Source organism: Pantoea sp. Mb-10 (assembly GCF_021272205.1).
In the GTDB taxonomy this organism is placed as follows: Bacteria; Pseudomonadota; Gammaproteobacteria; order Enterobacterales; family Enterobacteriaceae; genus Pantoea.
Map to the genome: position 1 here is coordinate 75,833 of NZ_JAJSDX010000002.1, position 26,457 is coordinate 102,289.

Annotated in this window: 22 protein-coding genes; 17 read left to right on the top strand and 5 right to left on the bottom strand. The window is 57.8% G+C overall.

Features of this window, described 5'->3' with window-relative positions; translation table 11 throughout:
* The first annotated feature begins 132 nt into the window (after nt 1-132).
* Both yfhb and tadA read left to right on the top strand, forming a co-directional pair.
* Complete coding sequence (yfhb, locus tag LU196_RS03695; protein WP_232760888.1) at nt 133-771, top strand: phosphatidylglycerophosphatase C; 639 nt, start codon at nt 133-135, stop codon at nt 769-771.
* Between the two features lie 23 nt (nt 772-794).
* On the top strand, nt 795-1,322 hold the full coding sequence (gene tadA, locus LU196_RS03700) for a tRNA adenosine(34) deaminase TadA (RefSeq protein WP_370640960.1): 528 nt from the start codon (nt 795-797) through the stop codon (nt 1,320-1,322).
* On the opposite strand, the gene mltF is transcribed toward tadA, so the two are convergent.
* Entirely contained in the window at nt 1,319-2,776 is a 1,458-nt protein-coding gene (gene mltF / locus LU196_RS03705; protein WP_232760886.1) for a membrane-bound lytic murein transglycosylase MltF, read from the bottom strand. The genes tadA and mltF overlap by 4 nt on opposite strands.
* Before the next feature lie 269 nt (nt 2,777-3,045).
* Between mltF and purL the strand changes: the two genes are divergently transcribed.
* The 5 genes from purL (at nt 3,046) to glnB (ending at nt 11,364) form a co-directional block, all read left to right on the top strand.
* Nucleotides 3,046-6,936: a phosphoribosylformylglycinamidine synthase gene (purL, locus tag LU196_RS03710; protein ID WP_232760883.1), complete on the top strand. Its 3,891-nt coding sequence runs from the start codon at nt 3,046-3,048 to the stop codon at nt 6,934-6,936.
* A 630-nt stretch (nt 6,937-7,566) separates the two neighbouring features.
* Complete coding sequence (locus tag LU196_RS03715; RefSeq protein ID WP_232760967.1) at nt 7,567-8,952, top strand: HAMP domain-containing sensor histidine kinase; 1,386 nt, start codon at nt 7,567-7,569, stop codon at nt 8,950-8,952.
* Nucleotides 8,949-9,617, top strand: a complete 669-nt coding sequence (gene qseG / locus LU196_RS03720) for a two-component system QseEF-associated lipoprotein QseG (protein WP_232760882.1) — start codon at nt 8,949-8,951, stop codon at nt 9,615-9,617. Before LU196_RS03715 ends, qseG begins: the two co-directional genes overlap by 4 nt.
* A 1-nt stretch (nt 9,618) precedes the next feature.
* Nucleotides 9,619-10,950 (top strand): two-component system response regulator GlrR, encoded by a 1,332-nt coding sequence (gene glrR / locus LU196_RS03725; protein WP_232760880.1) that lies wholly within the window; start codon nt 9,619-9,621, stop codon nt 10,948-10,950.
* A gap of 75 nt (nt 10,951-11,025) precedes the next feature.
* The gene (gene glnB / locus LU196_RS03730; protein ID WP_007886217.1) at nt 11,026-11,364 is read left to right on the top strand and encodes a nitrogen regulatory protein P-II; all 339 of its coding nucleotides are present in this window, start codon (nt 11,026-11,028) and stop codon (nt 11,362-11,364) included.
* A gap of 50 nt (nt 11,365-11,414) precedes the next feature.
* Here glnB and hmpA read toward each other — a convergent pair whose 3' ends face one another.
* The gene (gene hmpA / locus LU196_RS03735) at nt 11,415-12,599 is read right to left on the bottom strand and encodes an NO-inducible flavohemoprotein (protein WP_232760878.1); all 1,185 of its coding nucleotides are present in this window, start codon (nt 12,597-12,599) and stop codon (nt 11,415-11,417) included.
* 323 nt (nt 12,600-12,922) lie between these two features.
* Between hmpA and glyA the strand changes: the two genes are divergently transcribed.
* A complete protein-coding gene (glyA, locus tag LU196_RS03740) occupies nt 12,923-14,176 on the top strand; it encodes a serine hydroxymethyltransferase (RefSeq protein WP_232760877.1) in 1,254 nt (417 codons plus the stop codon).
* A gap of 179 nt (nt 14,177-14,355) precedes the next feature.
* Complete coding sequence (locus LU196_RS03745; protein ID WP_232760875.1) at nt 14,356-15,492, top strand: 3-phenylpropionate MFS transporter; 1,137 nt, start codon at nt 14,356-14,358, stop codon at nt 15,490-15,492.
* On the opposite strand, the gene csiE is transcribed toward LU196_RS03745, so the two are convergent.
* Complete coding sequence (gene csiE / locus LU196_RS03750) at nt 15,489-16,757, bottom strand: stationary phase inducible protein CsiE (protein ID WP_232760966.1); 1,269 nt, start codon at nt 16,755-16,757, stop codon at nt 15,489-15,491. The two genes, LU196_RS03745 and csiE, sit on opposite strands and share 4 nt — an antisense overlap.
* 154 nt (nt 16,758-16,911) lie before the next feature.
* Here csiE and LU196_RS03755 point away from each other — a divergent pair, with 154 nt between their 5' ends.
* From LU196_RS03755 to LU196_RS03765, 3 genes are all read left to right on the top strand, one after another.
* Entirely contained in the window at nt 16,912-17,538 is a 627-nt protein-coding gene (locus LU196_RS03755; RefSeq protein WP_232760874.1) for a DUF1007 family protein, read from the top strand.
* Complete coding sequence (locus tag LU196_RS03760; RefSeq protein ID WP_232760873.1) at nt 17,529-18,515, top strand: nickel/cobalt transporter; 987 nt, start codon at nt 17,529-17,531, stop codon at nt 18,513-18,515. Before LU196_RS03755 ends, LU196_RS03760 begins: the two co-directional genes overlap by 10 nt.
* 175 nt (nt 18,516-18,690) lie before the next feature.
* Nucleotides 18,691-19,704 (top strand): TIGR04086 family membrane protein, encoded by a 1,014-nt coding sequence (locus LU196_RS03765; protein WP_232760871.1) that lies wholly within the window; start codon nt 18,691-18,693, stop codon nt 19,702-19,704.
* A 51-nt stretch (nt 19,705-19,755) separates the two neighbouring features.
* Here the strand turns inward: LU196_RS03765 and suhB are convergent, their stop codons facing one another.
* Nucleotides 19,756-20,559 carry an inositol-1-monophosphatase gene (gene suhB, locus LU196_RS03770; protein WP_232760870.1) on the bottom strand — a complete coding sequence of 268 codons (804 nt, stop codon included), beginning with the start codon at nt 20,557-20,559 and terminating at the stop codon, nt 19,756-19,758.
* A gap of 122 nt (nt 20,560-20,681) precedes the next feature.
* Here suhB and trmJ point away from each other — a divergent pair, with 122 nt between their 5' ends.
* The 5 genes from trmJ to sseB all read left to right on the top strand — a co-directional run bounded on the left by trmJ (nt 20,682) and on the right by sseB (nt 25,544).
* A complete protein-coding gene (trmJ, locus tag LU196_RS03775; RefSeq protein ID WP_232760869.1) occupies nt 20,682-21,425 on the top strand; it encodes a tRNA (cytosine(32)/uridine(32)-2'-O)-methyltransferase TrmJ in 744 nt (247 codons plus the stop codon).
* 133 nt (nt 21,426-21,558) lie between these two features.
* Nucleotides 21,559-22,056, top strand: coding sequence for a Fe-S cluster assembly transcriptional regulator IscR (gene iscR, locus LU196_RS03780; protein ID WP_232760867.1), 498 nt, complete (start codon nt 21,559-21,561; stop codon nt 22,054-22,056).
* A gap of 89 nt (nt 22,057-22,145) precedes the next feature.
* Nucleotides 22,146-23,315, top strand: coding sequence for an IscS subfamily cysteine desulfurase (locus LU196_RS03785; RefSeq protein ID WP_232760866.1), 1,170 nt, complete (start codon nt 22,146-22,148; stop codon nt 23,313-23,315).
* Between the two features lie 63 nt (nt 23,316-23,378).
* Nucleotides 23,379-24,665 carry an aminopeptidase PepB gene (gene pepB, locus LU196_RS03790; RefSeq protein WP_232760864.1) on the top strand — a complete coding sequence of 429 codons (1,287 nt, stop codon included), beginning with the start codon at nt 23,379-23,381 and terminating at the stop codon, nt 24,663-24,665.
* 111 nt (nt 24,666-24,776) lie between these two features.
* A complete protein-coding gene (gene sseB / locus LU196_RS03795) occupies nt 24,777-25,544 on the top strand; it encodes an enhanced serine sensitivity protein SseB (RefSeq protein ID WP_232760862.1) in 768 nt (255 codons plus the stop codon).
* 44 nt (nt 25,545-25,588) lie between these two features.
* Here the strand turns inward: sseB and sseA are convergent, their stop codons facing one another.
* A complete protein-coding gene (gene sseA / locus LU196_RS03800; RefSeq protein WP_232760861.1) occupies nt 25,589-26,431 on the bottom strand; it encodes a 3-mercaptopyruvate sulfurtransferase in 843 nt (280 codons plus the stop codon).
* Nucleotides 26,432-26,457: the final 26 nt, after the last annotated feature.

Here is a 26,457-nt window from a genome sequence, read left to right on the forward strand (position 1 = left end):
CGCGTGACAAAGAGAATAAACTATTCTGCGCTCAATGTGGTCATTGGAATTAAAAATGAGCGTTTTCGATCTCGCGCACGAAGCTGGCTACACTGTAGGCAAGCCGTAACGTGCATTAATAAGGAGTGGAGTTTGACAACAGGTACGCAACGCCGTGTGGTTTTCTTCGATCTGGATGGTACGCTCCATCAACAGGATATGTTTGGCACCTTTATGCGCTATTTACTGCGTCGCCAGCCGCTGAATCTGCTGCTGGTGATACCGCTGTTGCCGGTGATTGGTGCCGGGCTGTTGTTTAAAGGACGCGCCACGCGCTGGCCAATGAGCCTGCTGCTCTGGGCGATCACCTTTGGCCACAGCGAAGAGACGCTGCGTCAGCATGAAGCGGAGTTTGCCGCCTGGTTTCGGACGCGCGTCACGGCGTTTCCGGTGGTACAGCAGCGGCTGAGCGACTATCTCAGCAGCGGCGATGCGGACGTTTGGTTGATCACCGGCTCGCCGCAGAACCTCGTGGAGCAGGTCTATTTCGACTCGGCGTTTTTACCCCTCGTCAAGCTGATTGCCAGCCAGATGGCACGCGGCTATGGCGGACGTGTACTTGCCATGCGCTGCCTCGGCCATGAAAAGGTCGCCCAGCTGGAAGAAAAAATTGGCACACCGCTGCAGCTTTACAGCGGCTACAGTGACAGCAAGCAGGACAATCCGCTGCTCTATTTTTGCCAGCACCGCTGGCGCGTTACGCCGCGCGGCGAGTTACAACAGCTGGAGTGAATCACGCCGCGATTCCGTCTATAATGCGCGGCCTTTCCACCCGCAGGAGTAACGCGTTGAACCCACAAACTGACGAATACTGGATGCGCCACGCGCTGGAGCTGGCAAAACGGGCGTGGGAGCAGGGCGAAGTGCCGGTAGGTGCGGTGCTGGTGCAGGGCGATCGCGTGCTGGGTGAAGGCTGGAACCGACCGATTGGTCAATGCGATCCCACGGCGCATGCTGAAATCATGGCGCTGCGTCAGGGCGGCAAAATCCTGGAAAACTATCGCCTGCTCGATACCACGCTGTATGTCACCCTGGAGCCGTGCGTGATGTGCGCCGGGGCGATGGTTCACAGCCGCATTACGCGGCTGGTGTACGGGGCAAACGATGAGAAAACCGGGGCGGCAGGTTCACTGCTGGATGTGATCGGTCACCCGGGCATGAACCACCGTATTGCGATCCAGTCTGGCGTGTTGGCCGACGAATGTGCGGCGATGCTGAGTGATTTTTTCCGCATGCGCCGCGAACAAAAACGTGCTCTGCGTCAGTCGCACCGCACGAATTAATTCATCGCAATTTTAGGTGCCACGGCGGGATAGCCGGCGCCTAATTCCGCTTCCAGCGCCGAGCGCTGCGCCAGCCGCTTCTCCTGCTCCTGCAAATACCCCTCCAGGCTGAGCTGATATTTACGGATGTTCTCAACGTAGGTGTAGGCTTCGTGACCGCGCGCATAGCCGTAAGTGGTTTGCGTGTAATAACGCTTCTGGCTCAGCATGGGCAAGCGCAGTTTAACGTCGGCCCAGCTGTCTGGATTACCGCCCTGTTTTGCCGTGAGTTTGCGCGCGTCCAGCATATGCGCATAGCCCATATTGTAAGCGGCGAGCGCGAACCAGATGCGTTCATCGTCCGGGATGGTGGTGGGCACTTTCTCCATCATGCGCTGTAAATACTCGCTGCCGCCGCGAATGCTCTGCTCAGGATCGAGGCGATCGCCGACGTTAAGGCTGTCAGCGGTGTTGCGCGTTAGCATCATCATGCCGCGCACCCCGGTGGGCGAGGTGGCCTGCGGGTTCCAGTGCGACTCCTGATAAGAGACCGCGGCCAGCAGCCGCCAGTCGATGGCGGCGGCGTATTTCTCAAACAGCGGTTTGATACCCGGCAGCGTGTTGTCAATGGCCCGCAGAAACGTGCGGGTATCGACATAATCAAAGGTGCCAACGTGGCCGAGGTATTTTTCCTCAAGTCGCGCCATGGTGCCTTCTTCGCCCATTTGGCTGTAGAAATCCAGCATCGCGGCATTCAGGCTGTCGTCGTCGTTGCGCGGCAGATACCAGGTGACCGGCTCTTCATCGGTGATATCAAAAGCCACCGCCAGCTGCGGATGAATACGCTGTAACAGGCCAATCGTCACCGAGTCGCCCACGGTGTAATCCAATTTGCCGTCAGCCACCGCCTCAAGCAGCGCCTTCTGACCCTGATCGGTGGCTATCGCCCAGTCGAGATCGGGATAGCTGTCAGCTTTGGCGGCGCGCAAAGTTGAAAGGTATGCCGAACCGGACTGCACCAGCAGACGGCCTTTTAGATCGCCCAGATTGCGCGGGCGCGGTTTGTCGATGCGATACACCAGCTGCTGTGACACGGAGTAGTAACTCGGGCCACTTTGATAGCGCGCCAGGCGCTCGCTGTTGTAGATCAGTCCCGCGGCCAGCAGATCCGCTTTGCCGTCATCCAGATCGTCGAACAGATCGCCGAGATTAGGACGCACGGTGACCTCGAGCTTGACGCCCAGATAATCGGCAAAGCGTTTCGCCAGCTCGTAATCCATACCGGCCGGGGCATTATTGATGGTGTAGTAAGTCAGCGGAGAATTCACGGTACTGATGCGCAGCACTCCGCGTGATTTGATCTGTGATAACGCGTCTGTTCCACCGCCATACCACGGGATGGATGGCCACAGCGCCAGCGCAAGCAGCACGGTGATCAGACCGATAAACAGATAGTTTAATTTTAGGCGTTTCAAATAGTTGTCTCGTAATGGCTCACAGGCCTCTGTCTTTTAAAGGCAGTATTTATGTTGTTTCACTTCCCAGAGCGAGGGGCATTTTGCGCAACAAAGCGGGGCAGGGCAACTCATATAGCAAGTTTTGTGCAAAATTCAGTCAAATCCTGTACCCGATAAATTCTGCGCAAACGGTTTCGTAACCGGTGCTGTTTCTCTATAATACCGCCCGTTTTCCCTGTTGCGCCCAAAGAAGCGTCGCCCGGCGCTTCGAAGACGAGAGATCTTTAATGATGGAAATTCTGCGTGGTTCGCCCGCTCTGTCGGCATTTCGTGTAAACAAACTGCTGACCCGTTTTCAGGACGCTCACCTGCCAGTGAGTGATATTTACGCCGAGTACGTCCATTTTGCCGATGTCAGCGCACCGCTTAATGCCGATGAACATGCCCGTTTGCAACGCCTGCTGAAATACGGTCCCTCTCTCGCCGAACACGCGCCACAAGGGCGTCTGTTGCTGGTTACGCCGCGCCCCGGCACGCTTTCACCCTGGTCATCCAAAGCCACCGATATCGCCCACAACTGTGGTCTGCCGCAGGTGATTCGCCTGGAGCGCGGCATCGCCTTTTATGTGCAGGCACCCGCGTTAACCGACGCGCAGTGGGCGCAGCTGGCGAGCCTGCTGCACGACCGCATGATGGAAACGGTGTTTAGCGACCTCAATGACGCAGCGCAGCTGTTTGCTCAACACCAACCGCAGCCGCTGAAGAGTGTAGATGTGCTCAACGGCGGCCGCCAGGCGCTGGCGCAGGCCAACACCTCGCTGGGACTGGCGCTGGCGGATGACGAAATTGACTATCTGCTTGAGGCCTTTACCCGCCTCGGTCGTAATCCCAACGACATTGAACTCTATATGTTCGCGCAGGCTAACTCTGAGCACTGCCGCCACAAAATTTTCAACGCCGAATGGATTATTGACGGCGAAAAACAGCCTAAATCGCTGTTTAAAATGATCAAAAACACCTTTGAGCAGCATCCCGATCACGTGTTGTCTGCTTATAAAGACAATGCCGCGGTGATGGAAGGTTCTGAGGTAGGTCGCTTCTACGCCGACGCGCAGAAGGGCGAATATGCGTTCCATCAGGAAGCCGCACACATTCTGATGAAAGTGGAAACCCACAACCATCCCACCGCGATCTCCCCATGGCCGGGCGCTGCGACCGGTTCGGGCGGGGAAATTCGCGATGAAGGTGCCACCGGGCGCGGTGCCAAACCCAAAGCGGGCCTTGTGGGCTTCTCCGTCTCTAACCTGCGTATTCCAGGCTTTGAGCAGCCGTGGGAAGAGGATTTCGGTAAGCCCGATCGCATCGTCACCGCGCTGGATATCATGACCGACGGCCCGCTGGGCGGCGCGGCGTTTAACAATGAGTTTGGCCGTCCCGCCCTGAATGGCTACTTCCGCACTTATGAAGCGCGAGTTAATAGCCACAACGGTGAAGAGCTGCGCGGCTACCACAAGCCGATCATGCTGGCGGGCGGCATTGGCAACATCCGCGCCGATCACGTGCAGAAAGGTGAGATCGTGGTCGGTGCGAAGCTGGTCGTGCTGGGCGGCCCGGCTATGAACATCGGCCTTGGCGGCGGCGCGGCGTCGTCCATGGCGTCTGGTCAGTCGGATGCCGATTTAGATTTCGCCTCGGTGCAGCGCGACAACCCTGAAATGGAGCGGCGCTGTCAGGAAGTGATTGACCGCTGCTGGCAGCTGGGCGAAGACAACCCGATTCTGTTTATTCACGATGTGGGCGCTGGCGGCCTCTCGAACGCCATGCCTGAACTGGTGAGCGACGGCGGTCGCGGCGGACGCTTCAACCTGCGCGATATCCTCAGCGATGAGCCGGGCATGAGCCCGCTTGAGGTGTGGTGTAATGAATCGCAGGAGCGCTATGTGCTCGCGGTGGCGCCAGAGAAGCTGGCGCTGTTTGACACGCTGTGTCAGCGCGAGCGTGCTCCCTATGCGGTGATTGGCGAGGCCATGGAAGAGCAGCACCTAACCCTGACCGACAGCCACTTCGGCAATGATCCGATTGATATGCCGCTGGATGTTCTGCTGGGTAAAACGCCAAAAATGACCCGCGACGTGACGCGCCAGCAGGCCAACGGCACGGCGCTGCAGCGCGACGGCATTACCGTGGCCGATGCGGTGCATCGCGTCCTCCATCTGCCTGGCGTGGCAGAGAAAACCTTCCTGATCACCATCGGTGACCGTAGCGTAACCGGCATGGTCGCGCGCGATCAGATGGTCGGACCGTGGCAGATCCCGGTGGCGAACTGCGCGGTGACCACCGCCAGCCTCGACAGCTATCACGGTGAAGCCTTTGCCTTAGGCGAACGTGCACCGGTGGCGCTGCTGGACTTCGCGGCCTCGGGGCGTCTGGCCGTGGGGGAAGCGCTGACGAACCTGGCGGCGACCGCCATTGGCTCGCTCAAGCGCGTTAAATTGTCCGCAAACTGGATGGCTGCCGCCGGCCATCCAGGCGAAGATGCCGGTTTGTACGAAGCAGTGAAAGCGGTCGGGGAAGAGTTGTGCCCTGCGCTGGGCATCACTATTCCGGTGGGCAAAGACTCCATGTCCATGAAAACCCGCTGGCAGCAGGGCGACGAGCAGCGCGAGATGACGTCACCGCTGTCGCTGGTGATCACCGCTTTTGCCCGCGTTGAAGACGTGCGCCAGACGGTAACGCCGCAGCTGCAGGCCGAGTGCGATAACCTGCTGCTGCTGGTGGATCTCGGCAACGGCGCGAACACGCTAGGCGCAACCGCGCTGTCGCAGGTTTATAGTCAACTGGGCGACAAGCCGGCTGACGTGCGGGATGCCGCTCAACTGGCTGGCTTCTTTAATGCCATTCAGGCGCTGGTTACCCAACAGAAACTGCTGGCCTATCACGACCGCTCAGACGGCGGCTTGCTGGTGACGCTGGCAGAGATGGCCTTTGCCGGTCACTGCGGCGTTGATGTTGATATCGCCGCGCTGGGCAGCGATGCGCTGGCGGCGCTGTTTACCGAAGAGTTGGGCGCTGTGCTGCAAATCAACGCGGCCGATCGCGCGGTGGTTGAGCAGATCCTCGCGGAGCACGGCCTGCGCGACAATGTGCATGTGCTGGGGCAGGCGCAGCCGGGGGATCGCTTCTCGATCCGCGCGGGTGAGCAGACGATTTATGGTGAAAGCCGTAACACGCTGCGCACCTGGTGGGCTGAAACGACCTGGCAGATGCAACGCCTGCGTGACAATCCGGCTTGCGCCGATCAAGAGCATGCCGCCAAGCAGGATGACAACGATCCGGGCCTGAACGTCAAATTGAGCTTCAACCCAGCAGAAGACGTGGCGGCGCCAATGATTGCTACCGGTGCCCGCCCGCGTGTGGCGGTGCTGCGCGAGCAGGGCGTTAACTCGCATGTCGAAATGGCGGCCGCCTTCCACCGCGCAGGCTTTACAGCGGTAGATGTGCATATGAGCGATCTGCTGGCAGGGCGCCACGACTTAGAGGGATTCAACGCGCTGGTCGCGTGTGGCGGCTTCTCCTACGGCGACGTGCTGGGCGCGGGCGAAGGCTGGGCAAAATCTATCCTGTTCAACGATCGGGTACGCGAGACGTTTGAAGCCTTCTTCCATCGTCCGCAAACGCTGGCGCTGGGCGTGTGCAACGGCTGCCAGATGATGTCTAATCTGCGTGAGCTGATCCCTGGCAGCGAACTGTGGCCGCGCTTTGTGCGTAACCAGTCCGAGCGTTTTGAAGCGCGTTTCAGCCTGGTGGAAGTGACAAACAGCGGTTCACTGCTGCTTGACGGCATGGCGGGGTCACGTATGCCGATTGCCGTATCGCACGGAGAAGGCTACGTCGAGGTGCGCGATGCCGCCCATCTGGCCGCGCTAGAGACGGCAGGTTTGGTGGCGCTGCGCTTTGTGGATAACTACGGCAACGCCACGGAAAACTATCCGGCAAACCCGAACGGTTCACCGAATGGCATCACGGCCGTCACCAATGAAAGCGGCCGCGTGACCATCATGATGCCGCACCCTGAACGCGTGTTCCGCACCGTCAGCAACTCCTGGCATCCGGCTGAGTGGGGCGAAGACGGGCCGTGGATGCGGATTTTCCGCAACGCGCGCAAGCAGCTGGGCTGATCGTAAATCGCGCTTGTAACCTCTAAGGCCGCCGCGTGCGGCCTTTTTTATTGCATGTAGCGTGAGGGGGCTGTCGGAAATCAGCGACAGGGTAGGTTTGGCGATGTCGCTAGATGGCGACATATAATTACTTGATAAATATAGAATGCGTAGGTGGCCGCGCTGCGGTGTTGCTTTATTGCGACATTTTTTACCGCGCCCGCCTGGTTTTCGCGGCGCTTCACCCCGGCTAACACGGGAAATGACTGAAAATATAAGATATTTATTTTTTGGCACGGTTGTTGCTATAATTAGCCTGCTGCTCATTCACCTGTTTATGATTGCCCCGTTCTGCGGTTGAGCTCATAAAAATAGAATGACGCACAAAACGGAGCCTGCCGTCCACTTGACCGATAATCGCGTGCTTTGCAACGTTATCAAACACCGGACGTCACGTTGAGTAAGGCTCCACCTCATTCCCCGGTGATGCTGCGGCGTCATCTCAACGGCAGGCCCTTCGGCCTGCCGTTTTTGTTTCCTGCTTTCTTCGCCGGGCAGACTTCGCTAGCATGCCAGCAGCGCATTTTTTAAGGACGCACGGCTGTGATCACATGGCGTTTTTTTCCTCGTTCTCTTCGGCAACTGGTACTGATGGCGTTTTTGTTGGTGCTGCTGCCGCTGCTGGTGCTGGCGTGGCAGGCGTGGGAGAGCCTGTCGGCGCTCAGCGATCAGGCCGCCGACACCAATCGCAATACGTTTACCGATGTGCGCCGCAGTGAGGCGATGGCGCGGACCGCGCTTGAGCTGGAGCGGAGCTATCGACAATATTGCGTCCTGGACGATCCTTCGCTGCTGAAACTCTACCAAACGCAATGGACACGTTACGGTCAGATGCTGGCCAGCCATGCAGCCAGCCTGCCCGATTTGCCCTCTTTTACCCTGCTGCAACAGGCGCTGCCGCCGCTGCAAAACGTGCAGTGTCAGAACGGCGCGCCTTCGACGCAGGCAGGCGATGCGCTTGAGCATTTCTCCGCGGCGAATGCGCAAATGGTGCAGGCGACGCGCGAAGCGGTGTTTGCACGCGGCTTACAGCTGCAGCGGGAAATTGCCGAACGCGGTCAATTTTTTGGCTGGCAGGCGCTGATTCTGTTCTTGATCAGCCTGGCGCTAGTGCTGCTGTTTACTGGCATGATCATCGGTCCAGTGAAACGGGTTGAGCGCATGATAAATCGGTTGGGTGAGGGAAAAACGTTAGGCAGCAGCCTGCGTTTTCGCGGCCCGCGTGAAATTCGTTCGCTGGGCCAGCGCATCGTCTGGCTGAGCGAGCGCCTGAGCTGGCTGGAAGCGCAGCGTCACGAATTTTTGCGCCACCTCTCTCATGAGTTAAAAACCCCGCTTGCCAGCTTGCGCGAAGGCACGGAGCTGCTGGCCGATCACGTTGCCGGGCCGCTGAATGCCGATCAGCAAGAGGTGGTGGCGATACTGGACACCAGCAGTCGTCACCTGCAGCGATTGATTGAACAGCTGCTTGACTACAATCGCCAGCTGGCGGATGAGCCTTCAGCGCTGACGCCGGTCGCGCTAGAAGCGATTGTGGCCTCTGTGGTCGCCGTCCATTCGCTGCCCGCCAGCGCGCGCGGCATGAAAACGCACCTCGATCTGCGCGTGGTCCAGTGTTTGGCGGAGCCCACGCTGTTGCAGCGGGTGATCGACAACCTCTATTCGAACGCCGTGAACTACGGCAGTGAATCCGGTAATATCTGGCTGCACAGCCAACAGAAGGGTGGCGAAGTGTGGATTGAGGTGGCTAATACCGGCACGCCCATTCCGCTTGACGAGCAGACGATGATTTTTGAACCGTTTTACCAGGGCAGCCAGCAGCGGCAGGGGCCGGTAAAAGGCAGTGGTCTCGGGTTGAGTATCGCCAAAGATTGCCTGCGCCGTATGCAGGGCGACTTACAGCTGGTGACGCACAAAAACGCTGATGTCTGTTTTCGTATTATTTTACCAGCCGCGCCGGGAACACCTGACCAATGAAACGATTTGCTACCTGCGTGTTTGCAGCCCTGATGATACTGGGGCTGAGCGCCTGCCAACTTTCTGCACCGCACTCACCGTCTCGTGACGGTATGGCGATCCCTGAGCCGGACGTTCGCCTGGCGGACTATCTGACCGTTGCCTGTGCCAACGTCTGGAAAACCGACAGCCCTGCGGCAATGAATAATCCGCTCTACTGGCAGCGTGCCATGGACTGCGGTGAGCAGCTCTCGGCGGCGGAAGCTCGCGCTGAGGCACGACGCTGGCCGGTGCAAGGCTGGGCGCGCGCGTTCAAGCAAGGGATTTTACTGTCCAATGGCAATGTGACGCCGCTGGAGCGCCGCCAGATGCTCAGTACGCTGGACAGCTACAGCAGCGACTGGCCTGTCAGCGTGCGCCCTTTGCTAACGCTGTGGCAGCGTCATCAAACCGCGCTATTGGCGCTGAGTGCGGAGCGAAGCCGCTATGCCGCCCTGCAGCAGGCCAGCGACGCACAGTTGGATAGCCTGCGCCAGCAGCAAACTCAGCTGCGTCAGTCGCTGGACGACACGCAGCGCAAACTCGAACGCCTGACCGATATTGAACGCCAGCTCTCCTCGCGCAAGACGCCAGATAGCAGTGACACATCGCACGGCAATAGCGATGACCAACGTGAGGATCCGTAACATGAACCAACGCGCGCACTTATTGCTGGTGGACGACGATCCCGGTCTGCTCAAACTGTTGGGTATGCGGCTGAGCAGCGAAGGCTATCTGGTGACCACAGCCGCCAGCGGGCCTGAAGCGCTGCGCCAGCTGCAAAAAGAGCGCGTGGATCTGGTGATAAGCGATCTGCGTATGGATGAGATGGACGGCCTGGCGCTGTTTGCCGAAATACAAAAGCGCCATGCGGGACTGCCGGTGATCATTCTCACCGCGCACGGATCCATTCCCGAGGCCGTGTCAGCCACCCAGCAAGGTGTGTTTAGCTTTCTTACCAAACCGGTAGATCGCGATGCGCTTTATAAGGCCATCAACGAAGCCTTGGCCCAGCGCGCGCCCGCCAGCGATGACCGCTGGCGCGAAGCGATTGTGACCCGCAATCCGCAGATGCTGCGCCTGCTTGAGCAGGCGCACATGGTGGCGCAATCCGATGTGAGCGTGTTAATTATTGGGCAGAGCGGCACCGGCAAAGAGGTGCTGGCGCAGGCGATTCATACTGCCAGCCCGCGAGCCGCCCACCCGTTTATCGCCATTAACTGCGGGGCACTGCCGGAACAGTTGCTGGAGTCAGAGTTATTTGGCCACGCCAGGGGCGCCTTCACCGGCGCGGTGAGCGCGCGCGAAGGGCTGTTCCAGGCGGCAGAAGGCGGCACGCTGTTTCTCGACGAGATTGGCGATATGCCGCAGGCGCTGCAGGTGAAACTGCTGCGCGTGCTGCAAGAGCGTAAGGTGCGTCCGTTAGGCAGTAACCGCGATCTCGACATTAACGTACGAATCCTCTCTGCGACGCACCGCGATCTACCGAAGGCCATGGAAAAAAAGAGCTTCAGGGAAGATCTTTACTATCGTCTGAACGTAATGAATCTCAAACTTCCGGCGCTGCACGAGCGAGCAGAAGACATTCCTCTGCTGGCGAATCATCTGCTGCGGGAGGCGGCGCACCGGCATAAACCGTTTGTGCGCAGCTTCTCGGCGGATGCGATGAAGCGCCTGGTCAGCGCTGCCTGGCCTGGCAACGTGCGCCAGCTGGTGAATGTCATTGAGCAGTGCGTTGCGCTGACAACATCGCCGGTGATCGGTGAGGCGCTAGTTGAGCAGGCGCTGGCGGGCGAGAATACCGCGCTACCCACGTTTGTTGAGGCGCGTAATCAGTTTGAACTGAACTACTTACGGAAGTTGCTGCAAATGACCAAAGGAAATGTCACGAACGCCGCACGTCTGGCTGGACGCAACCGCACGGAGTTTTATAAGCTGCTGTCGCGCCATGAACTGGACGCCAGCGATTTTAAAGAGTAGCGTGCGGCAGCGTCAGGAACACTTATACTATTTGTTATCCGTCCGGCCACGGAGGGAGTGAAAAAGGGATCTGTGATGAAAAAGATCGATGCAATTATCAAACCATTCAAACTCGATGATGTGCGTGAAGCGCTGGCAGAAGTGGGTATCACCGGCATGACGGTGAGTGAGGTCAAGGGGTTTGGGCGCCAGAAAGGCCACACGGAACTGTACCGCGGCGCAGAGTATATGGTGGATTTTCTGCCGAAAGTGAAAATCGAAATGGTTGTCGGTGATGATATCGTCGATACCTGCGTTGAAACCATCATGAAAACCGCGCAGACCGGCAAAATCGGCGATGGTAAAATTTTCGTCTTTGACGTGGCCCGCGTGGTGCGTATCCGTACCGGTGAAGAGGACGAAGAGGCCATCTGATTTGCCTCTCCCGTCCTGTACGAAGAGCCTGCTTGCGCAGGCTTTTTTCGTTATAGCACTTTGTGCGGACCAAACACTTCGTAATGAATACGATCGCCTGACACGCCGGCGTCCAGCAGTTGACGCGCAACAAACTGCATAAACGGCAGCGGGCCGCAGAGCCAGAACGTGCGGTCTGGCTGCGTCAACTCCTCGGCGACAACCGACAGTTCCATCAATCCCGTGCGTTCATAGCATCCCGCATCGCTTTCATCCGGCGTCCGATACCAAACGTGGCGACTAAACCGGGGCAGTTGCACGCCGAGCGTTTCCACCTCCGTGGCAAAGGCGTGCTGTGCCCCGGTTTCCGTCGCGTGTAGCCACGTCACCGCGCCCGCGTGATGCTGATGCGCCAGAGACGCGAGCATAGCGAGGAGCGGCGTCTGGCCGACGCCAGCGGAAATAAACGTGACGGGCGTGTTGGGCTCTACCTTGAGGGTAAAGTCACCTGCCGGTACGGCACACTGAACGACATCACCCGCTTTGGCGCAAACGTGTAGCCAGTTTGAAACGCTGCCCAGCATGTCGCGTTTGACCGCAATACGGTAAGAGATGCCGTTGGGCAGCCGGGTAAGTGAGTATTGACGATGCTGCAGGTATTCGCTGCCTGTTGGCCGCAGCGTCAGGGTTAAATACTGACCGGGAAGATAATCCGCGATCGGCAGGCCGTCGCAGGGAATCAGCTCAATGCTTTTGATCACGCTGCTTTCCTGACGAATGGTGTGGATGCGGAAATCACGCAGGCCGCGCCAGCCGCCGGCTTTATCTTCGGAGCTCTGGTAGATCGCCGCTTCGCGCTGAATAAACACCTCCGCCAGAACCGCATAGGCTTTTCCCCACGCCTGGAGCACGTCGTCGCCGGGATCCAGCATCTCTTCCAGGGTGGCAAGCAGGGTTGAACCCACAATGGCGTACTGGTCGGGTTGAATATTCAAGCTGGCATGCTTTTGGGCGATCTTTTCAACGGCGGGCAGCAGCGCTGACAGGTTATCAAGGTTGCTTGCATAAGCGGCAATCGCATTGAACAGCGCTTCGCGCTGGCTGCCGCTGCGCTGGTTATTCATGTTGAACACGTTCTTTAGCGCCGGATTTTCCTGCAGCAGGCGCTGGTAAAAGCAGCCGGTAAGCTGGGGTCCAAGTGCGGCAACGGCAGGCAGGCTGGCTTTCACCGTCGCGATAGTCTGGGCATCTAACATGGCATTATCCTTTGGGTGTTTAAGGTGTATTTTAAATGCATGTTATGCCTGTTGGGAGGGACTGTAAATCACGTTGAAGACCTGTGAGCGAAAAATGCAAGCCGAAGGCTGTGATAGCCTTTCTTTCGATGGAGGAGGGAGGAAAGGGGCTTTACACGTGCAAGTGAAAGCGTAAAAAACCTGTTCCAGCGCGTTGCCAATCGTTTGCGTAAAAAGAGGGGATTGGCGCTACCGTCACCCAAAAAAACCGTTTACACTGTTGCCCTTCGCCCCCAACGGGGGCCAAACTGCTGTTAAAAGTTAGCTGAGTCAGGAGATGCCGGATGTTAAAGCGTGAAATGAACATTGCCGATTACGATGCCGAGTTGTGGCAGGCGATGGAGCAAGAGAAGGTGCGTCAGGAAGAGCACATTGAACTGATTGCTTCTGAGAACTACACCAGCCCACGCGTTATGCAGGCGCAAGGTTCACAGCTCACCAACAAATATGCGGAAGGGTATCCGGGCAAGCGCTATTACGGCGGATGTGAATATGTTGATATCGTCGAGCAGCTGGCGATTGATCGCGCCAAAGCGCTGTTCGGCGCTGACTATGCCAACGTGCAGCCGCACTCCGGTTCGCAGGCCAACTTTGCCGTGTACACCGCGCTGCTGCAGCCTGGCGATACCATTCTCGGTATGAATCTGGCACACGGCGGTCACCTGACCCACGGCTCTCCGGTTAACCTGTCTGGCAAGCTGTACAATGTTATCCCTTACGGCATCGATGAAACCGGCAAAATCAACTATGACGAGCTGGCCGAACTGGCGAAAGCGCATCAGCCAAAAATGATTGTTGGCGGCTTCTCCGCTTACTCTGGCGTCTGCGACTGGGCCAAAATGCGTGAAATCGCGGATAGCGTTGGCGCATATCTGTTTGTGGATATGGCGCACGTTGCCGGTCTGATTGCTGCGGATGTTTACCCGACGCCCATTCCGCATGCCCACGTTGTCACCTCCACCACCCATAAAACGCTGGCGGGTCCGCGCGGCGGGATCATCCTGGCGAAAAACGGTGATGAAGAGTTCTATAAGAAGTTGAACTCGGCCGTGTTCCCGGGCGGACAGGGCGGTCCTTTGATGCACGTGATTGCCGGTAAAGCCGTGGCGTTCAAAGAAGCGATGGAGCCTGAGTTTAAAACGTATCAGCAGCAGGTGGCAAAGAATGCCAAAGCGATGGTCGAGGTGCTGATTGCGCGCGGCTATAACATCGTGTCAGGCGGTACGTATAATCATCTGTTCCTGATCGATCTGGTTGAGAAAAACCTGACGGGCAAAGAAGCGGACGCCGCCTTGGGTCGCGCGAATATCACCGTCAACAAAAACAGCGTGCCTAACGATCCCAAGAGCCCGTTTGTGACTTCAGGTATTCGTATCGGTACGCCAGCCGTCACCCGTCGTGGTTTCAAAGAAGACGACGTGCGTGAACTGGCGGGCTGGATTGCTGACGTGCTGGACAACATCAACGACGAAGCCACGATTGAGCGCACCAAAAAGAAAGTGCTGGATATCTGCGCGCGTCTGCCTGTTTACGCGTAATCGCGCTGGCAACACCCGATCCAAAGGATGGCGAAAGCCATCCTTTTTCATTTTTATCCTCATCGCACCCTACGATTTTGTCTTAACCTCAACGCCTTACGCTTTTATTTTGCCTCCGGCTCTGACAAAGTTGCGCCTCCACGCTATCCGTTGTTGTTTGAACACCTGCGAGAAACATTATGAACATCACATCAGCCCGCTGGCTGGGTCTGAGCTACTTTACCTATTTCTTTTGCTACGGCATTTATCTGCCTTTTTGGGGCGTATGGCTAAAAGGCGCAGGCCTCGATGCGGAGAAAATTGGCTTGCTGCTGGGATGTGGCATGGTGGCGCGGTTTGTGGGCAGCTTGCTCATCGCTTCGCAGGTGCGTAATCCCTCACAGCTGATCCTTGCCCTGCGCCTGCTGGCATTGATGACATGCCTGTTCGCGCTGGGATTCTGGCTGGGAAGTCAGTGGCTATGGCTGCTGCTGGTGATGATTGGCTTTAACCTGTTCTTTTCGCCGCTGGTGCCGCTTAGCGATGCGCTGGCCGCGACCTGGACGCGGCAAATCGGTCTGGCTTACGGCCCGGTAAGGCTATGGGGATCGCTGGCGTTTGTGATCAGCTCGGCATTAACTGGGCAGCTGGTGAGCGCCTGGTCAGAACACGCGATTTTGCTACTGCTCACTCTCGGGACGCTGGCGATGTGCGCCGGTATGCTGCTACCGCCGCGCACGATGCCGCAGGGAGAAGCGCGGCAGGTTAAACGTGGCGGCTGGGCGGCGTGGCGCGATCTGCTGCGGGAAAACGCCGTGTGGCGCTTTATGGTGTGTGTCACCTTATTGCAAGGGGCGCATGCGGCGTATTACGGCTTCAGCGCCATCTGGTGGCAGGAGGCTGGCTATTCTGCTGGCCTGGTGGGCTATCTCTGGTCGCTGGGCGTCGTGGCTGAAATTGTGGTTTTCGCACTCAGTCACCGTCTCTTCAGCCGTTGGGGGGCGCGCGATTTGCTGCTGCTCTCCGGGGTGTGCGCCGTGATCCGCTGGGGAATGCTGGGCGCCACGACGGCGCTGCCGTGGCTGGTGGTGGCGCAAATTCTTCACTGCGGCAGTTTTACCGTATGTCATTTGGCCGCGATGCGCTTTATTGCCGCGCGTCAGGGGGCAGAGGTGATTCGTTTGCAATCTCTTTATTCCGCCCTGGCAATGGGCGGCGGCATTGCGGTGATGACGATGCTATGCGGTGTGCTATTTGCACATCTGCATGGCCATCTGTTCTGGGTTATGGCGCTGGTGGCGCTGCCTGCGCTGTTCCTGCGCCCGCGCGCAGCTTAGGACTCCAGCAGTAACCGGATTCGCCGCTGCTGCTGCTCGTTTAACGGCAGCTCTGCATGGATCAGCGGCGGCGAAAACAGCGGCAGGGCGGTCGCGTAAGGGGTGATCACCAGCGCCACGTCGCGCGGTGCGCCTTCACGCTGGAAATGCAGGATATCCTGGTGGGTGATGTTCACTGGTAACAGCATCATTTCGCGGATCTGCTGCTCCAGCAGCTGCTCCAGCGCAGCGTCTGCGCCGGTGAGCAGCAGCACCTGTTTCTCCTGCAGCGCGCTCTCTTGCATCAGCCAGGCGCCAAACAGCACCGCGACCAGGCTCACTTCCTCTGCGCTAAACGTAGTGGAAAAGGCGAGGCCAAAGGGCTGGAGCGCGCGCTCAGTCATGCGCAGCAGGCGGGGGTAAAGCTGGGCGACGTCCAGCGCGACGCTGTTGTCGATGCCAATCGCAAAGTGGCTGCGGTCTAACGCCTGCGCCAGATGCGTATACAGCTGCAGCTTGAGTTGATGCTGATTTTTAAAGCGCGTCTGCGCCAGCTGTTCAAAGCGCAGCACCAGCGCATCCACCGCCGCCATTAACCTCTGTGCGGACGCGTCGGCGAGGTCCTGACCGTTTGGCGCGTGAATCAAGCTAAACAGCAGCGTCCAAAAATCGGTCTCACTGACATCGGGGGCAATATGACAGCGCTTTTGCCAGTGGTGAATCACGTCGTCGGCGGCGGCGCGCTCACTTTTTTCAGCCAGCCAGGCGCGCTGCTGCGCGTTAAATAGCGCGCATTGGCGCTGGCAGAGCGCATATTTCATGTAAATTTGCAGAAAGAGGCGATCGCGGGGAGTAAAATCTCGGTTAAGCCGCATGCTGCAGTGTTGAATCAGAGCCTGTAAATTGGTTTCATCCCACAGCGCTTTTTCGATTTTTAAAATTTTGAGACGCTGGCGCAGCACCGGGGCAAACTGTTCGCAGACAAAGTCCTGCGACACGCGCAGCGCGCGTCGCAGCCAGTGCAGCAGGCAAAGCCGCCGGTCCAGTTCCGTGCCATGAATGCGAAAGCTGCCGTCAACCATCTGATGGAGTTCAAGTTGATGGTAGCGCTGTATCTCATCGCCAACAGCCGCGATATCCTGACGGGCTACCGCAGCCTCGACGCCGTTTATCTGGCAGAGCTTTTCCAGCGTTAGCGCTGGCGCGGGCAAAAACAGCAGCAGCAAAAGATGGCAACGGCGCTGGGCGCGGCTGAAGAGTGGTGCTGTGACAGGCGCAGAACTCATCATTAACGTTATCCACAGGTCCGTTTGAGCTAAGAATAGCGAATTTCGCATGCGCGCCTGCTATTTGTAGCGACTTTTGCTCAGAGCTTCGTGGCAGGTCACAGTTTTACCTGGCACCTGTTATCTTCCCTGTTAAATTGTTACTTTATAACACATGAAAATTGCGCTCACTGCTCTTATGCTGGTTATCAGTACCAGCGCCTGGTCACACCCGCACAGCTTTATTGCGATGAAAACCGAATTTATCGGCGATAACGATCGCCTGACAGGAATGAAAATGGTGTGGACCATGGATGAAATCACCTCGGCAGACTTGTTGTACGACGCGGGGCATGCCAAACCCGGTGACGTAGTCTGGAAAAAATTAGCCGCGCAGGTCATGGCTAACGTGCTGGGTCAGCACTATTTCACCGAAGTTTGGCAGGGCCAGAATCGCATCAAATTCCTCAACCTGCCCAAAGAGTACAATTTGTCCCGCAGTGGCAATAAAGCGGTACTGGAGTTTATTGTGCCTTTTGGCGAACCGCCGACTTTAAGCCAGCGGGCGTATCGTATCCAGACGTTCGATCCCAGCTACTTTGTGGATATGTCATATGAAAATGCGCAGAACCTGAGTATGGATGAGACGGTAAAAGCCCACTGCCAAATGACGTTACATACCCCGAAACCCGCAGATTCCCTGAAGCAATATGCCCTGTCGCTGGATAAGGCCGACGCGCCGCCCGAGCAGATGGATCTTGGTCAGCAGTTTGCCCAAACGGTGACGCTGGCATGTCACTGAACGCGCTTTCTACTCGCACCGGACGTCTCTGGCCGTTATGGCTGATGGGCGGACTCATGCTGCTGGCGGGCTTCACGCTGTGGCAATACTGGCCGACCCTATTGCTACAGAGCGTGATGTGGCAAAAAACGCTGAATCGTGAAATGTCGCAGCTGTTGCAGCAGGTCGCCGCGCAGCCCGATCGCGCTGGGGCGATGCTGTTACTGTTCAGCGTGGCCTACGGTGTGCTGCACGCGTTAGGGCCTGGCCACGGAAAAATGGTAATCACCACTTTTTTAGCTACGCATCCGGCAAAACTTAGAACCAGCATTAAATTAACGCTGCTGGCGGCACTGCTGCAGGGCGGCGTTGCCATTGCATTGGTGACGGTGATGCTGGTAGTGCTGCAAACGTCGTCGCGCCAGCTGCATCTTGGCAGTTACTGGCTGGAGAAAGGCAGCTACTTGCTGGTGATCGCCTTGGGCATCTGGGTAAGCGGACGTGCGCTGCACGCGCTGCGCCAGCGGTGGCAGGCAAAACCCGCGTTAAGGTTTCAGCCCTTCCGGCCTGCACATCATCAGCATGACGCACACTGCGGCTGTGGCCATGCGCATCTCCCCAGCGCTGCACAGCTGCAGCGGGCGGTAAGCGGTAAAACGCAAGCGCTGGTGGTGCTATCGATGGGGCTGCGCCCCTGTTCTGGCGCGATCATGATGCTCCTTTTCGCCCGCGTGATCGATGTCTACAGATGGGGCGTGGCGTCTGCGGTGGCGATGGCGATGGGCACTGCGCTGACCGTGACGCTGATTGGCGTGGTGGTGGCACGCTGCCGTGCATTTGCCCAGCGCCTGAGCAGAGCGAGCGCGCAGCCGCGCACGTTGCAGTGGGCTATGCCGCTGCTGGCCCTGCTGGGCGGCGTGATATTGATGGTTACTGGCCTATTACTTTGGCAGAGCGCAGCCGAAATAGTCGGCGGAATTGCTAGGCCATTTCTCTAACTTTGCAAGCTAAGCGCAGCCGAGGATTGATTATTCTCGCTGCGTTTAACGCCTTTCTCGCGAAATAGTTTTTTCTCTCTTCTCCTCACTGGTTAAAACACTTTTCTCTGTCTACGCTGAATATCTCTGGTTGGACTTAATTATTGCACCATTTTATTTTTATGAGGAGTGACACATGCCTGAAACCTGGACTAATAATGGCACTAAGGAAATCATTACGGAAACGCATTCGGCGCTGCCGTTAAAACGTATTTCCTGGAGTGCGGTATTCGCTGGCGTTATTGCGGCGCTTATCGTGCATATTTTACTGGGACTGCTGGGCACGGCGATCGGCGCCACCACCATTGATCCTCAGCAGGAGCAAAATCCGCTGCAACACCTTGGCACCGGTGCGCTGATTTGGAGCGGCGTCAGTATGCTGATTGCGATGGCCGTCGGCAGTTACGTTGCTGGACGTCTGGCACAGCGCGAAGGTGCGCTGCATGGTTTGCTGATGTTTGGCGTCAGTACGGTTATTACGCTGTGGCTGGCCATTTCACTGGCGAGCGGTATTATTGGCGGTGCATTTAATATACTGGGATCCGGCATGAACGCCTTGGGTAGCGGTATTTCCGCTGTGGCACCGTCAGTGACAAATATGGCAAAGGAAAAGCTGCAGGAAAATAATATTAATCTGGATGACTTAAAAGGCGAGTTGGAAACAACGCTGCGTCAAACCGGGAAACCTGAACTGCAGCCAGAAAATTTAAAGCAGGATGCTAATAGCGAAGCAAATAACGCCGAGAATCAGGCGAAAAATACCGCGCAGAATCCGCAAAATGCTGATACCGATATTGCCAACTGGCTGAAGGGCGTAATTAACCGTCACAGTGATACGCTGCAGGCAGCCGATCGCGATGCGCTGAAAAACATCATCAAAGCGCGCACCGGTAAAAGCGACGCTGAGGCAGAACAGATTGTTAATCAGACCGAACAGAGCTATCAAAAAGCGGTACAGCAGTACCAGCAGTTGAAGCAGGAAGCGGAGCAGAAAGCCCGTGAAGCCGCCGAGAAAGCGGCAGCGGCCACGGCCAAAGCGAGCTGGTTTGCCTTCTTTATGCTGTTGATTGAAGCGGTGCTGGCGGCGGTGGTAGGACGCATTGGCCGTCGCACTCAGCCGCGCGAAGTGCTGACGCACGAACGTCACTAGCCGACAACCAGGCAATAAAAAAGGCGGCTATATAAGCCGCCTTTTTTTCGCTTAGCGCTTCAGCGCTTCGCTCAGTTCGTCACGCATTGTGGCCAGCATCGCTTTCACCACGCGCGGGTTACCCGCAACGAGGTTGCCTGACAGCAGGTAGCCGTGGTTCCCGGTAAAGTCCGTCACCAGACCGCCCGCTTCACGTACCAGCAGTTCGCCCGCGGCGAAATCCCACGGCTTCAGGCCAATCTCGAAGAAACCATCCACGCGACCCGCTGCCACATAGGCCAGATCCAGCGCGGCAGAGCCGGTGCGGCGGAAATCAGCGCACTGCGTAAACAGTTTGCCCACGATATTGATGAACGGCGTCGCGTGCTGCTTGAGTTTGAACGGGAAGCCGGTCGCCAGCACGGTGCCGTCGAGGTCGCGCGCATTGCTGCCGCGTAAGCGATAGCCATTCAGCTGCGCGCCCTGACCGCGCACCGCGGTGAAGAGCTCATTGCGCATCGGATCGTAAACCACCGCCACTTCGGTGCGGCCTTTAATGCGCACGGCGATAGAAACAGAGAAATGGGGGAGGCGTTTAATGAAGTTGGTGGTGCCATCCAGCGGATCGATTACCCATTGCACGTCCTGATCTTCGCCCGCCAGTTCACCGCTTTCTTCGGTGATGATGGTGTGTTGCGGGTAGGATTTACGAATCACTTCGATAATCAGACGTTCTGCGTCACGGTCAACATTGGTAACGAAGTCGTTGCTGCCTTTTTGGCTGGCTTCGACGGCGTCCGGGGTTTCATAATTCTTGGCAATTAAATTTCCGGCCTTGCGCGCTGCGCGCACGGCGATGTTGAGCATCGGATGCATCGGTATCTCTCGCTGGATGTTAAAGAACGGTTTAAAACGGCGCGGAGTATATCAGGGTGTTCAGCAAATGTCCTGCATTTATGTTAGAATGCGCGCCATCATTTTTCTGACTGTGCCTGATTATGCTGCAAAATATTCGAATCGTACTGGTAGAAACCTCTCACACCGGCAATATGGGCTCGGTGGCGCGCGCCATGAAAACCATGGGATTAAGCAACCTGTATCTGGTGAATCCGCTGGTAAAACCGGACTCGCAGGCCATCTCACTGGCAGCCGGTGCCAGCGATGTTATCGGTGACGCCCGCATCGTCGACACGCTGGATGACGCCATCGCGGGCTGCAGCCTGGTGGTGGGCACCAGCGCACGCTCGCGTTCACTGCCCTGGCCTATGCTGGACGCGCGCGAGTGCGGCGTCAAAAGCGTAGAAGAGGGACAGCAGGCGCCGGTGGCGCTGGTGTTCGGCCGCGAACGCGTGGGATTGACCAACGACGAGTTGCAGAAATGTCACTATCACGTTGCCATTCAAGCTAACCCAGAATACAGCTCGCTGAATTTGGCGATGGCCGTACAAATCATCGCTTATGAAGTTCGCATGGCGTGGCTTGCTGCTCAGGAACTCGCTGCGCCGCAACCTGAGGCAGCAGTCACACCGTATCCGCTGGTGGACGATCTGGAACGCTTCTACCAACACATCGAACAAATGATGCTCGACAGCGGGTTTATTCGCGAAGGCACGCCGAGCCAGGTCATGAGCAAGCTGCGCCGCCTGTATACGCGCGCGCGCCCCGAGCGTGACGAGCTGAATATCCTGCGCGGCATGCTCTCCTCTTTCCAGAAACCCAAGAGCGACAAGCGGGATAGTTGAGTAAAATACCAGGGTAAATAGTTGAGTGTTTTACTTGGTTAAATAGTTGACCAAAATACTCGGGAATGTCAGACTGGCCTCCATTCATCAGATAACCCGCCTGTCACGGCGGACGCTTACGAGGTTGTACGCTATGAGACTGACATCCAAAGGACGTTATGCCGTTACCGCTATGCTGGACGTTGCGCTGCATTCCCACGAGGGGCCGGTGCCGTTAGCCGATATTTCTGAGCGGCAGGGCATTTCGCTCTCTTATCTGGAGCAGCTCTTCTCGCGCCTGCGTAAACACGGTCTGGTTGCCAGCGTACGCGGCCCGGGCGGCGGTTATCTGCTAGGTAAAGAAGCCGCTGCCATCGCGGTAGGTGAAGTTATCACCGCCGTTGATGAGTCGGTCGATGCCACCAAATGCCAGGGCAAAGAAGGCTGCCAGGGCGGCGAGCGCTGCCTGACGCACGTTCTGTGGCGTGACCTGAGCGAGCGCATCAGCGAGTTCCTGAACAACATCACGCTGGCAGAGTTGGTCAATAATCAGGAGATCCTTGACGTGGCCGACCGCCAGAACACCCTCGACAACCGTCGCTTCCAGCAGCATCGCGTGCAGGAAACCATCAACGTGAATCTGCGTGCCTGATCCTCGTCTTCACGGCCTTTCCTGTTAACGCGGGCAAGGCCGAATCGTGCTATAAAGACGTATGATTTTTTATACGGAGCTTTAGCGCAATGAAATTACCGATTTACCTGGATTATGCAGCCACCACGCCTGCAGATCCGCGTGTTGCCACGAAGATGATGCAGTTCCTTACATCGGATGGCACGTTCGGTAACCCCGCTTCCCGCTCACACCGTTTTGGCTGGCAGGCTGAAGAAGCTGTTGATGTCGCCCGTAATGACGTCGCGGCGCTGATCAACGCCGATCCCCGTGAAATCATTTTTACCTCTGGTGCCACCGAAGCCGACAACCTTGCCATTAAAGGTGCGGCGCACAGTCATCAGGCGCGCGGTAAACACATTATTACCAGCCAGACCGAGCACAAAGCGGTGCTGGACAGCTGCCTGCAGCTGGAGCGCGAAGGCTTTACTGTTACTTTCATGCAGCCTGGGCCCGATGGCATCGTCACGCCCGAGCAGCTGGCGTCCGCGCTGCGCGACGACACGGTGCTGGTGTCGCTCATGCACGTAAATAATGAAACGGGCGTCGTGCAGGATATTGCCGCGCTGGGCGCACTGTGCCGCGCGCGCGACATTGTGTTCCACGTGGATGCCACCCAGAGCGTCGGCAAATTACCGATTGACGTTAGCCACTTGCCGGTGGATTTACTCTCCTTCTCCGCCCATAAACTCTATGGCCCCAAAGGCATTGGCGCGCTATGGGTGCGCCGTAAACCCAAACTCGATATTGAGGCGCAAATGCACGGCGGCGGGCACGAGCGCGGCATGCGTTCCGGTACGCTGCCGGTTCATCAGATTGTGGGGATGGGGGAGGCTTACCGCCTTGCACGCGACGAGATGGAGACGGACGTGCCGCGCCTGAGCGCGCTGCGTTTACGGCTGTGGAATGGCATTCGCCCGCTCCAGGGCGTGACGCTCAACGGCTCGCTGGCGCACGGTGCGCCGCATATTCTCAACCTGAGCTTTGCTGATGTAGACGGCGAATCGCTGATTATGGCGCTGAAAGAGCTCGCGCTGTCTTCTGGCTCTGCCTGTACCTCTGCCACCCTTGAACCTTCCTATGTACTCCGCGCAATGGGCGTCGAACAAACGCTGGCGTACAGTTCGCTGCGTTTCTCACTCGGCCGTTTTACCACCGAAGCAGAGATCGATCGTGCGATTGACGTAGTGATCAACGGCGTAACGCGCCTGCGCGCCCTCACGCCAAACGCACCTCGCTAAACATTTGCCGTCTTGCGCTGATACGGGCGCAGGCCGGACACCTTACGTAAATGGAGCTACGCGATGACAACACAACCCATGATGATTACGCTCAGTTCGCAAGCCGCGGATGCGCGTTGGGGAGAAAAGGCCCTGTTGAGCAGCACTGAACAGGGCATGACGATCCACCTTACCGGCAATGATGCGCTGATGAGCATTCAGCGCGCCGGGCGCAAGCTGGATGCGCAAGGTATCCGCCACGTTGCGTTGAGCGGCGACGGCTGGGATATGGAAAAATGCTGGGCATTCTGGCAGGGCTACCGCAGCCCCAAAGCGCAGCGTCAGGTCGTTTGGCCCGCGTTCAGCGAGCAGGATCAGGCGGAATTTGATCGCCGGTTGAAAATCGTTGATTGGGTACGCGACACCATTAACCTGCCGGCGGAAGATCTGAGCCCGGAACAGCTGGCGCACAGCGCGATCGATCTGATCGCGGGAGTGGGCGGGGACGCGGTAAGTTACCGCATCACCAAAGGCGACGATCTGCGCGAGCAGGGCTACGCCGGTCTCCACACCGTTGGGCGCGGCTCGACGCGCGTGCCGGTGCTGCTGGCGCTTGATTTTAATCCCGGCGGCGACGAGAACACACCGGTTTACGCCTGTTTGGTAGGGAAAGGCATCACGTTCGATACCGGCGGTTACAGCCTGAAGCCGAGCGCCGGCATGGACTCCATGAAATCCGACATGGGCGGTGCGGCGACGGTCACTGGCGCGCTTGCGCTGGCTATTGCCCGCGGTCTCACTAAACGCGTCAAGCTGTTCCTGTGCTGCGCCGATAACATGGTGAGCGGCAATGCATTCCGCTTGGGCGATATTATTCGCTATCGCAATGGCAAATCCGTTGAGGTGATGAACACCGACGCCGAAGGACGGCTGGTGTTAGCCGACGGTTTGATCGATGCCAGCGAACAGAAGCCCGAGCTGCTGATTGACGCTGCGACGCTGACCGGCGCGGCGAAAACCGCACTCGGCAACGACTATCACGCCCTGTTTACGTTTGACGATGTGCTGGCGGAATCGCTGCTCGGCAGTGCCACCAGTGAAAACGAAGCCTTCTGGCGTCTGCCGCTGGCGGAATTCCACCGTCAGCATTTGCCGTCGAACTTTGCCGACCTTAACAACATTGCCAGCGCGGCGCACACTGCGGGCGCCAGCAGCGCGGCAGCGTTCCTCTCCTGGTTTGTCAGCAACTATCAGCAGGGCTGGTTGCACGTTGACTGCTCGGCGACCTACCGCAAGAGCGCGGTGGATCAGTGGTCGGCGGGCGCCACCGGGCTCGGCGTGCGTACGTTAGCGAATCTGCTGCTGAAATAAGCCACTGCCCTTGACGTCGCAGCAGGCAGAGAACGAGCGCGGGCACGCGCAAAACGCGCTGCTTGCGGTGGCGTACCGGGAACATCGACGGTTTTTTAAAAGTGAATATGCATGAGTAATCGTCTCGAAGAAGTGTTGAAACAGGCTGCAACCGAACCCGCGCATCGCCCGGAATTCTTTCAGCTGCTGCTTGATGCCGACGTTTGGGTGCCGGGCGTCAGCGAAAACGCGCAGTTTGATGCCAATTCGCCGGTAGAACTTCAGCACTGGGAAAAAGAGGGGGGCGGCAGCGTCATTCCGTTTTTTACCTCTGAAGCTGCGATGAGCGAAGCTATCAGCGAAACGCAGCCCTGGCTGCGCTTGCCCGCCAGAACGCTGTTCGAAATGACGCTGGGAAAAAGCCTGTTTCTCAATCCAAAACTCCCGGTCGGCAAAGAGTTTTCGCCGGGAGAAATCGCGCATTTGATTGGTGAAGAGGGCAGTGCGCTCAGCCAGCAGACCGTGTTAGAAGGGGAACAGGCGCTGCTGCTCTCTGAAGTGGCAGAGCCGCCGGCACAGATGGTGGACTCCTTAACCCAGCTGTTTGCCAAATACAAGCAGGTAAGGCGCGCCTGGATTGCCAGTCTGCGTGAAGGTGCTGACCAGCCGGCGAATTTGCTGATTGGGATTGAAGCCGAGAGCCACATTGATGAGATTATCCAGGCGGCGGGCAGCGTCGCCACGGATACGCTCACCGATGACGCGCCGATTGATATCTGCGAGGTGGTAGCCGAAGAAAAAGGTGTCAGCCACTTTTTTATCGCCCACCTCACCCCGTTCTACGAACGTCGCTGGGGCAGTTTCCTGCGCGATTTCAAAGGCAGTCAGCGCATTATTTAACGCAGGGTGCGCGCATGCGCACCCGCTTTCAGCGTTGAATAACGTTACTTTTCAATGGGCAGATCGTCGCGGCTGCCCCATTCGCTCCACGAGCCGTCGTACAAGAAGAGATCGCGCTTGCCAAGCGCGGTGAGCGCCAGCAGCACTACCGTTGCGGTCACGCCTGAACCGCAGCTCGCCACTACCGGTTGATCGAGCTTGAGGCCCGCCCTGGCAAACTGCTCGCGCAGCGCCGGTTCAGGCTTCAGGGTGCCGTTTTCCACCAGGGCATTCCACGGCACGTTTAGGCTGTGTGGAATGTGGCCGCGCAGCAAGCCCGGACGCGGCTCATCGACTTCGGCATTAAAGCGGTTGGCCGCCCGCGCATCGACGATCTGCGCGCCACCCTCATGGCTGATCAGCAGCACATCGTTGAGACGTTTTACCTGCGTGCTGTCGTAAGTTGCCTCAAATTCGCCTTCAGACAGCGTAACCGGACCGCTTTCCAACGCCAGACCCGCAGCTTTCCAGCCCTGAAGTCCTCCTGCCAGAATGGATACGTTGGCGCAGCCAAAGGCGCGCAGCATCCACCACGCACGCGGGGCAGAAAACAGGTTCCCTTCGTCATACACCACCAGATGCTTGTGCTGGCACACACCCAGCTCGCGCATGGCAACCGCGAAGGTTTCTGCGCGCGGCATCATATGTGGGTAAGGGCTGGTGTGATCGGATAGCGCTTCGATATTAAAGAAAGGGGCGTTGGGCAAGTGCGCGGCCAGATATTCTGCCTCAACATCGCGCACCGCGTCCTGGCCCGGTGGTACCATGCGGGCATCCAATACCTGCAGGGTGTCCTCGTTATAATGCTCTTTTACCCAATCGGCAGAGACAAATAGCGGAGCTGACATCGCAACAACCTCGTTGTAATCGGAGA

Bases quoted from the DNA above. Each gene is read 5' to 3' on its own strand.
- LU196_RS03745 (WP_232760875.1), top strand. From the start codon at position 14,356: ATGAACATCACATCAGCCCGCTGGCTGGGTCTGAGCTACTTTACCTAT.
- purL (WP_232760883.1), top strand. From the start codon at position 3,046: ATGATGGAAATTCTGCGTGGTTCGCCCGCTCTGTCGGCATTTCGTGTA.
- suhB (WP_232760870.1), bottom strand. From the start codon at position 20,559: ATGCATCCGATGCTCAACATCGCCGTGCGCGCAGCGCGCAAGGCCGGA.
- glyA (WP_232760877.1), top strand. From the start codon at position 12,923: ATGTTAAAGCGTGAAATGAACATTGCCGATTACGATGCCGAGTTGTGG.
- glnB (WP_007886217.1), top strand. From the start codon at position 11,026: ATGAAAAAGATCGATGCAATTATCAAACCATTCAAACTCGATGATGTG.
- LU196_RS03785 (WP_232760866.1), top strand. From the start codon at position 22,146: ATGAAATTACCGATTTACCTGGATTATGCAGCCACCACGCCTGCAGAT.
- LU196_RS03755 (WP_232760874.1), top strand. From the start codon at position 16,912: ATGAAAATTGCGCTCACTGCTCTTATGCTGGTTATCAGTACCAGCGCC.
- hmpA (WP_232760878.1), bottom strand. From the start codon at position 12,599: ATGTTAGATGCCCAGACTATCGCGACGGTGAAAGCCAGCCTGCCTGCC.
- tadA (WP_370640960.1), top strand. From the start codon at position 795: ATGCGCGGCCTTTCCACCCGCAGGAGTAACGCGTTGAACCCACAAACT.
- trmJ (WP_232760869.1), top strand. From the start codon at position 20,682: ATGCTGCAAAATATTCGAATCGTACTGGTAGAAACCTCTCACACCGGC.
- iscR (WP_232760867.1), top strand. From the start codon at position 21,559: ATGAGACTGACATCCAAAGGACGTTATGCCGTTACCGCTATGCTGGAC.
- LU196_RS03715 (WP_232760967.1), top strand. From the start codon at position 7,567: ATGGCGTTTTTGTTGGTGCTGCTGCCGCTGCTGGTGCTGGCGTGGCAG.
- pepB (WP_232760864.1), top strand. From the start codon at position 23,379: ATGACAACACAACCCATGATGATTACGCTCAGTTCGCAAGCCGCGGAT.
- sseB (WP_232760862.1), top strand. From the start codon at position 24,777: ATGAGTAATCGTCTCGAAGAAGTGTTGAAACAGGCTGCAACCGAACCC.
- sseA (WP_232760861.1), bottom strand. From the start codon at position 26,431: ATGTCAGCTCCGCTATTTGTCTCTGCCGATTGGGTAAAAGAGCATTAT.
- LU196_RS03765 (WP_232760871.1), top strand. From the start codon at position 18,691: ATGCCTGAAACCTGGACTAATAATGGCACTAAGGAAATCATTACGGAA.
- qseG (WP_232760882.1), top strand. From the start codon at position 8,949: ATGAAACGATTTGCTACCTGCGTGTTTGCAGCCCTGATGATACTGGGG.
- csiE (WP_232760966.1), bottom strand. From the start codon at position 16,757: ATGAGTTCTGCGCCTGTCACAGCACCACTCTTCAGCCGCGCCCAGCGC.
- glrR (WP_232760880.1), top strand. From the start codon at position 9,619: ATGAACCAACGCGCGCACTTATTGCTGGTGGACGACGATCCCGGTCTG.
- LU196_RS03760 (WP_232760873.1), top strand. From the start codon at position 17,529: ATGTCACTGAACGCGCTTTCTACTCGCACCGGACGTCTCTGGCCGTTA.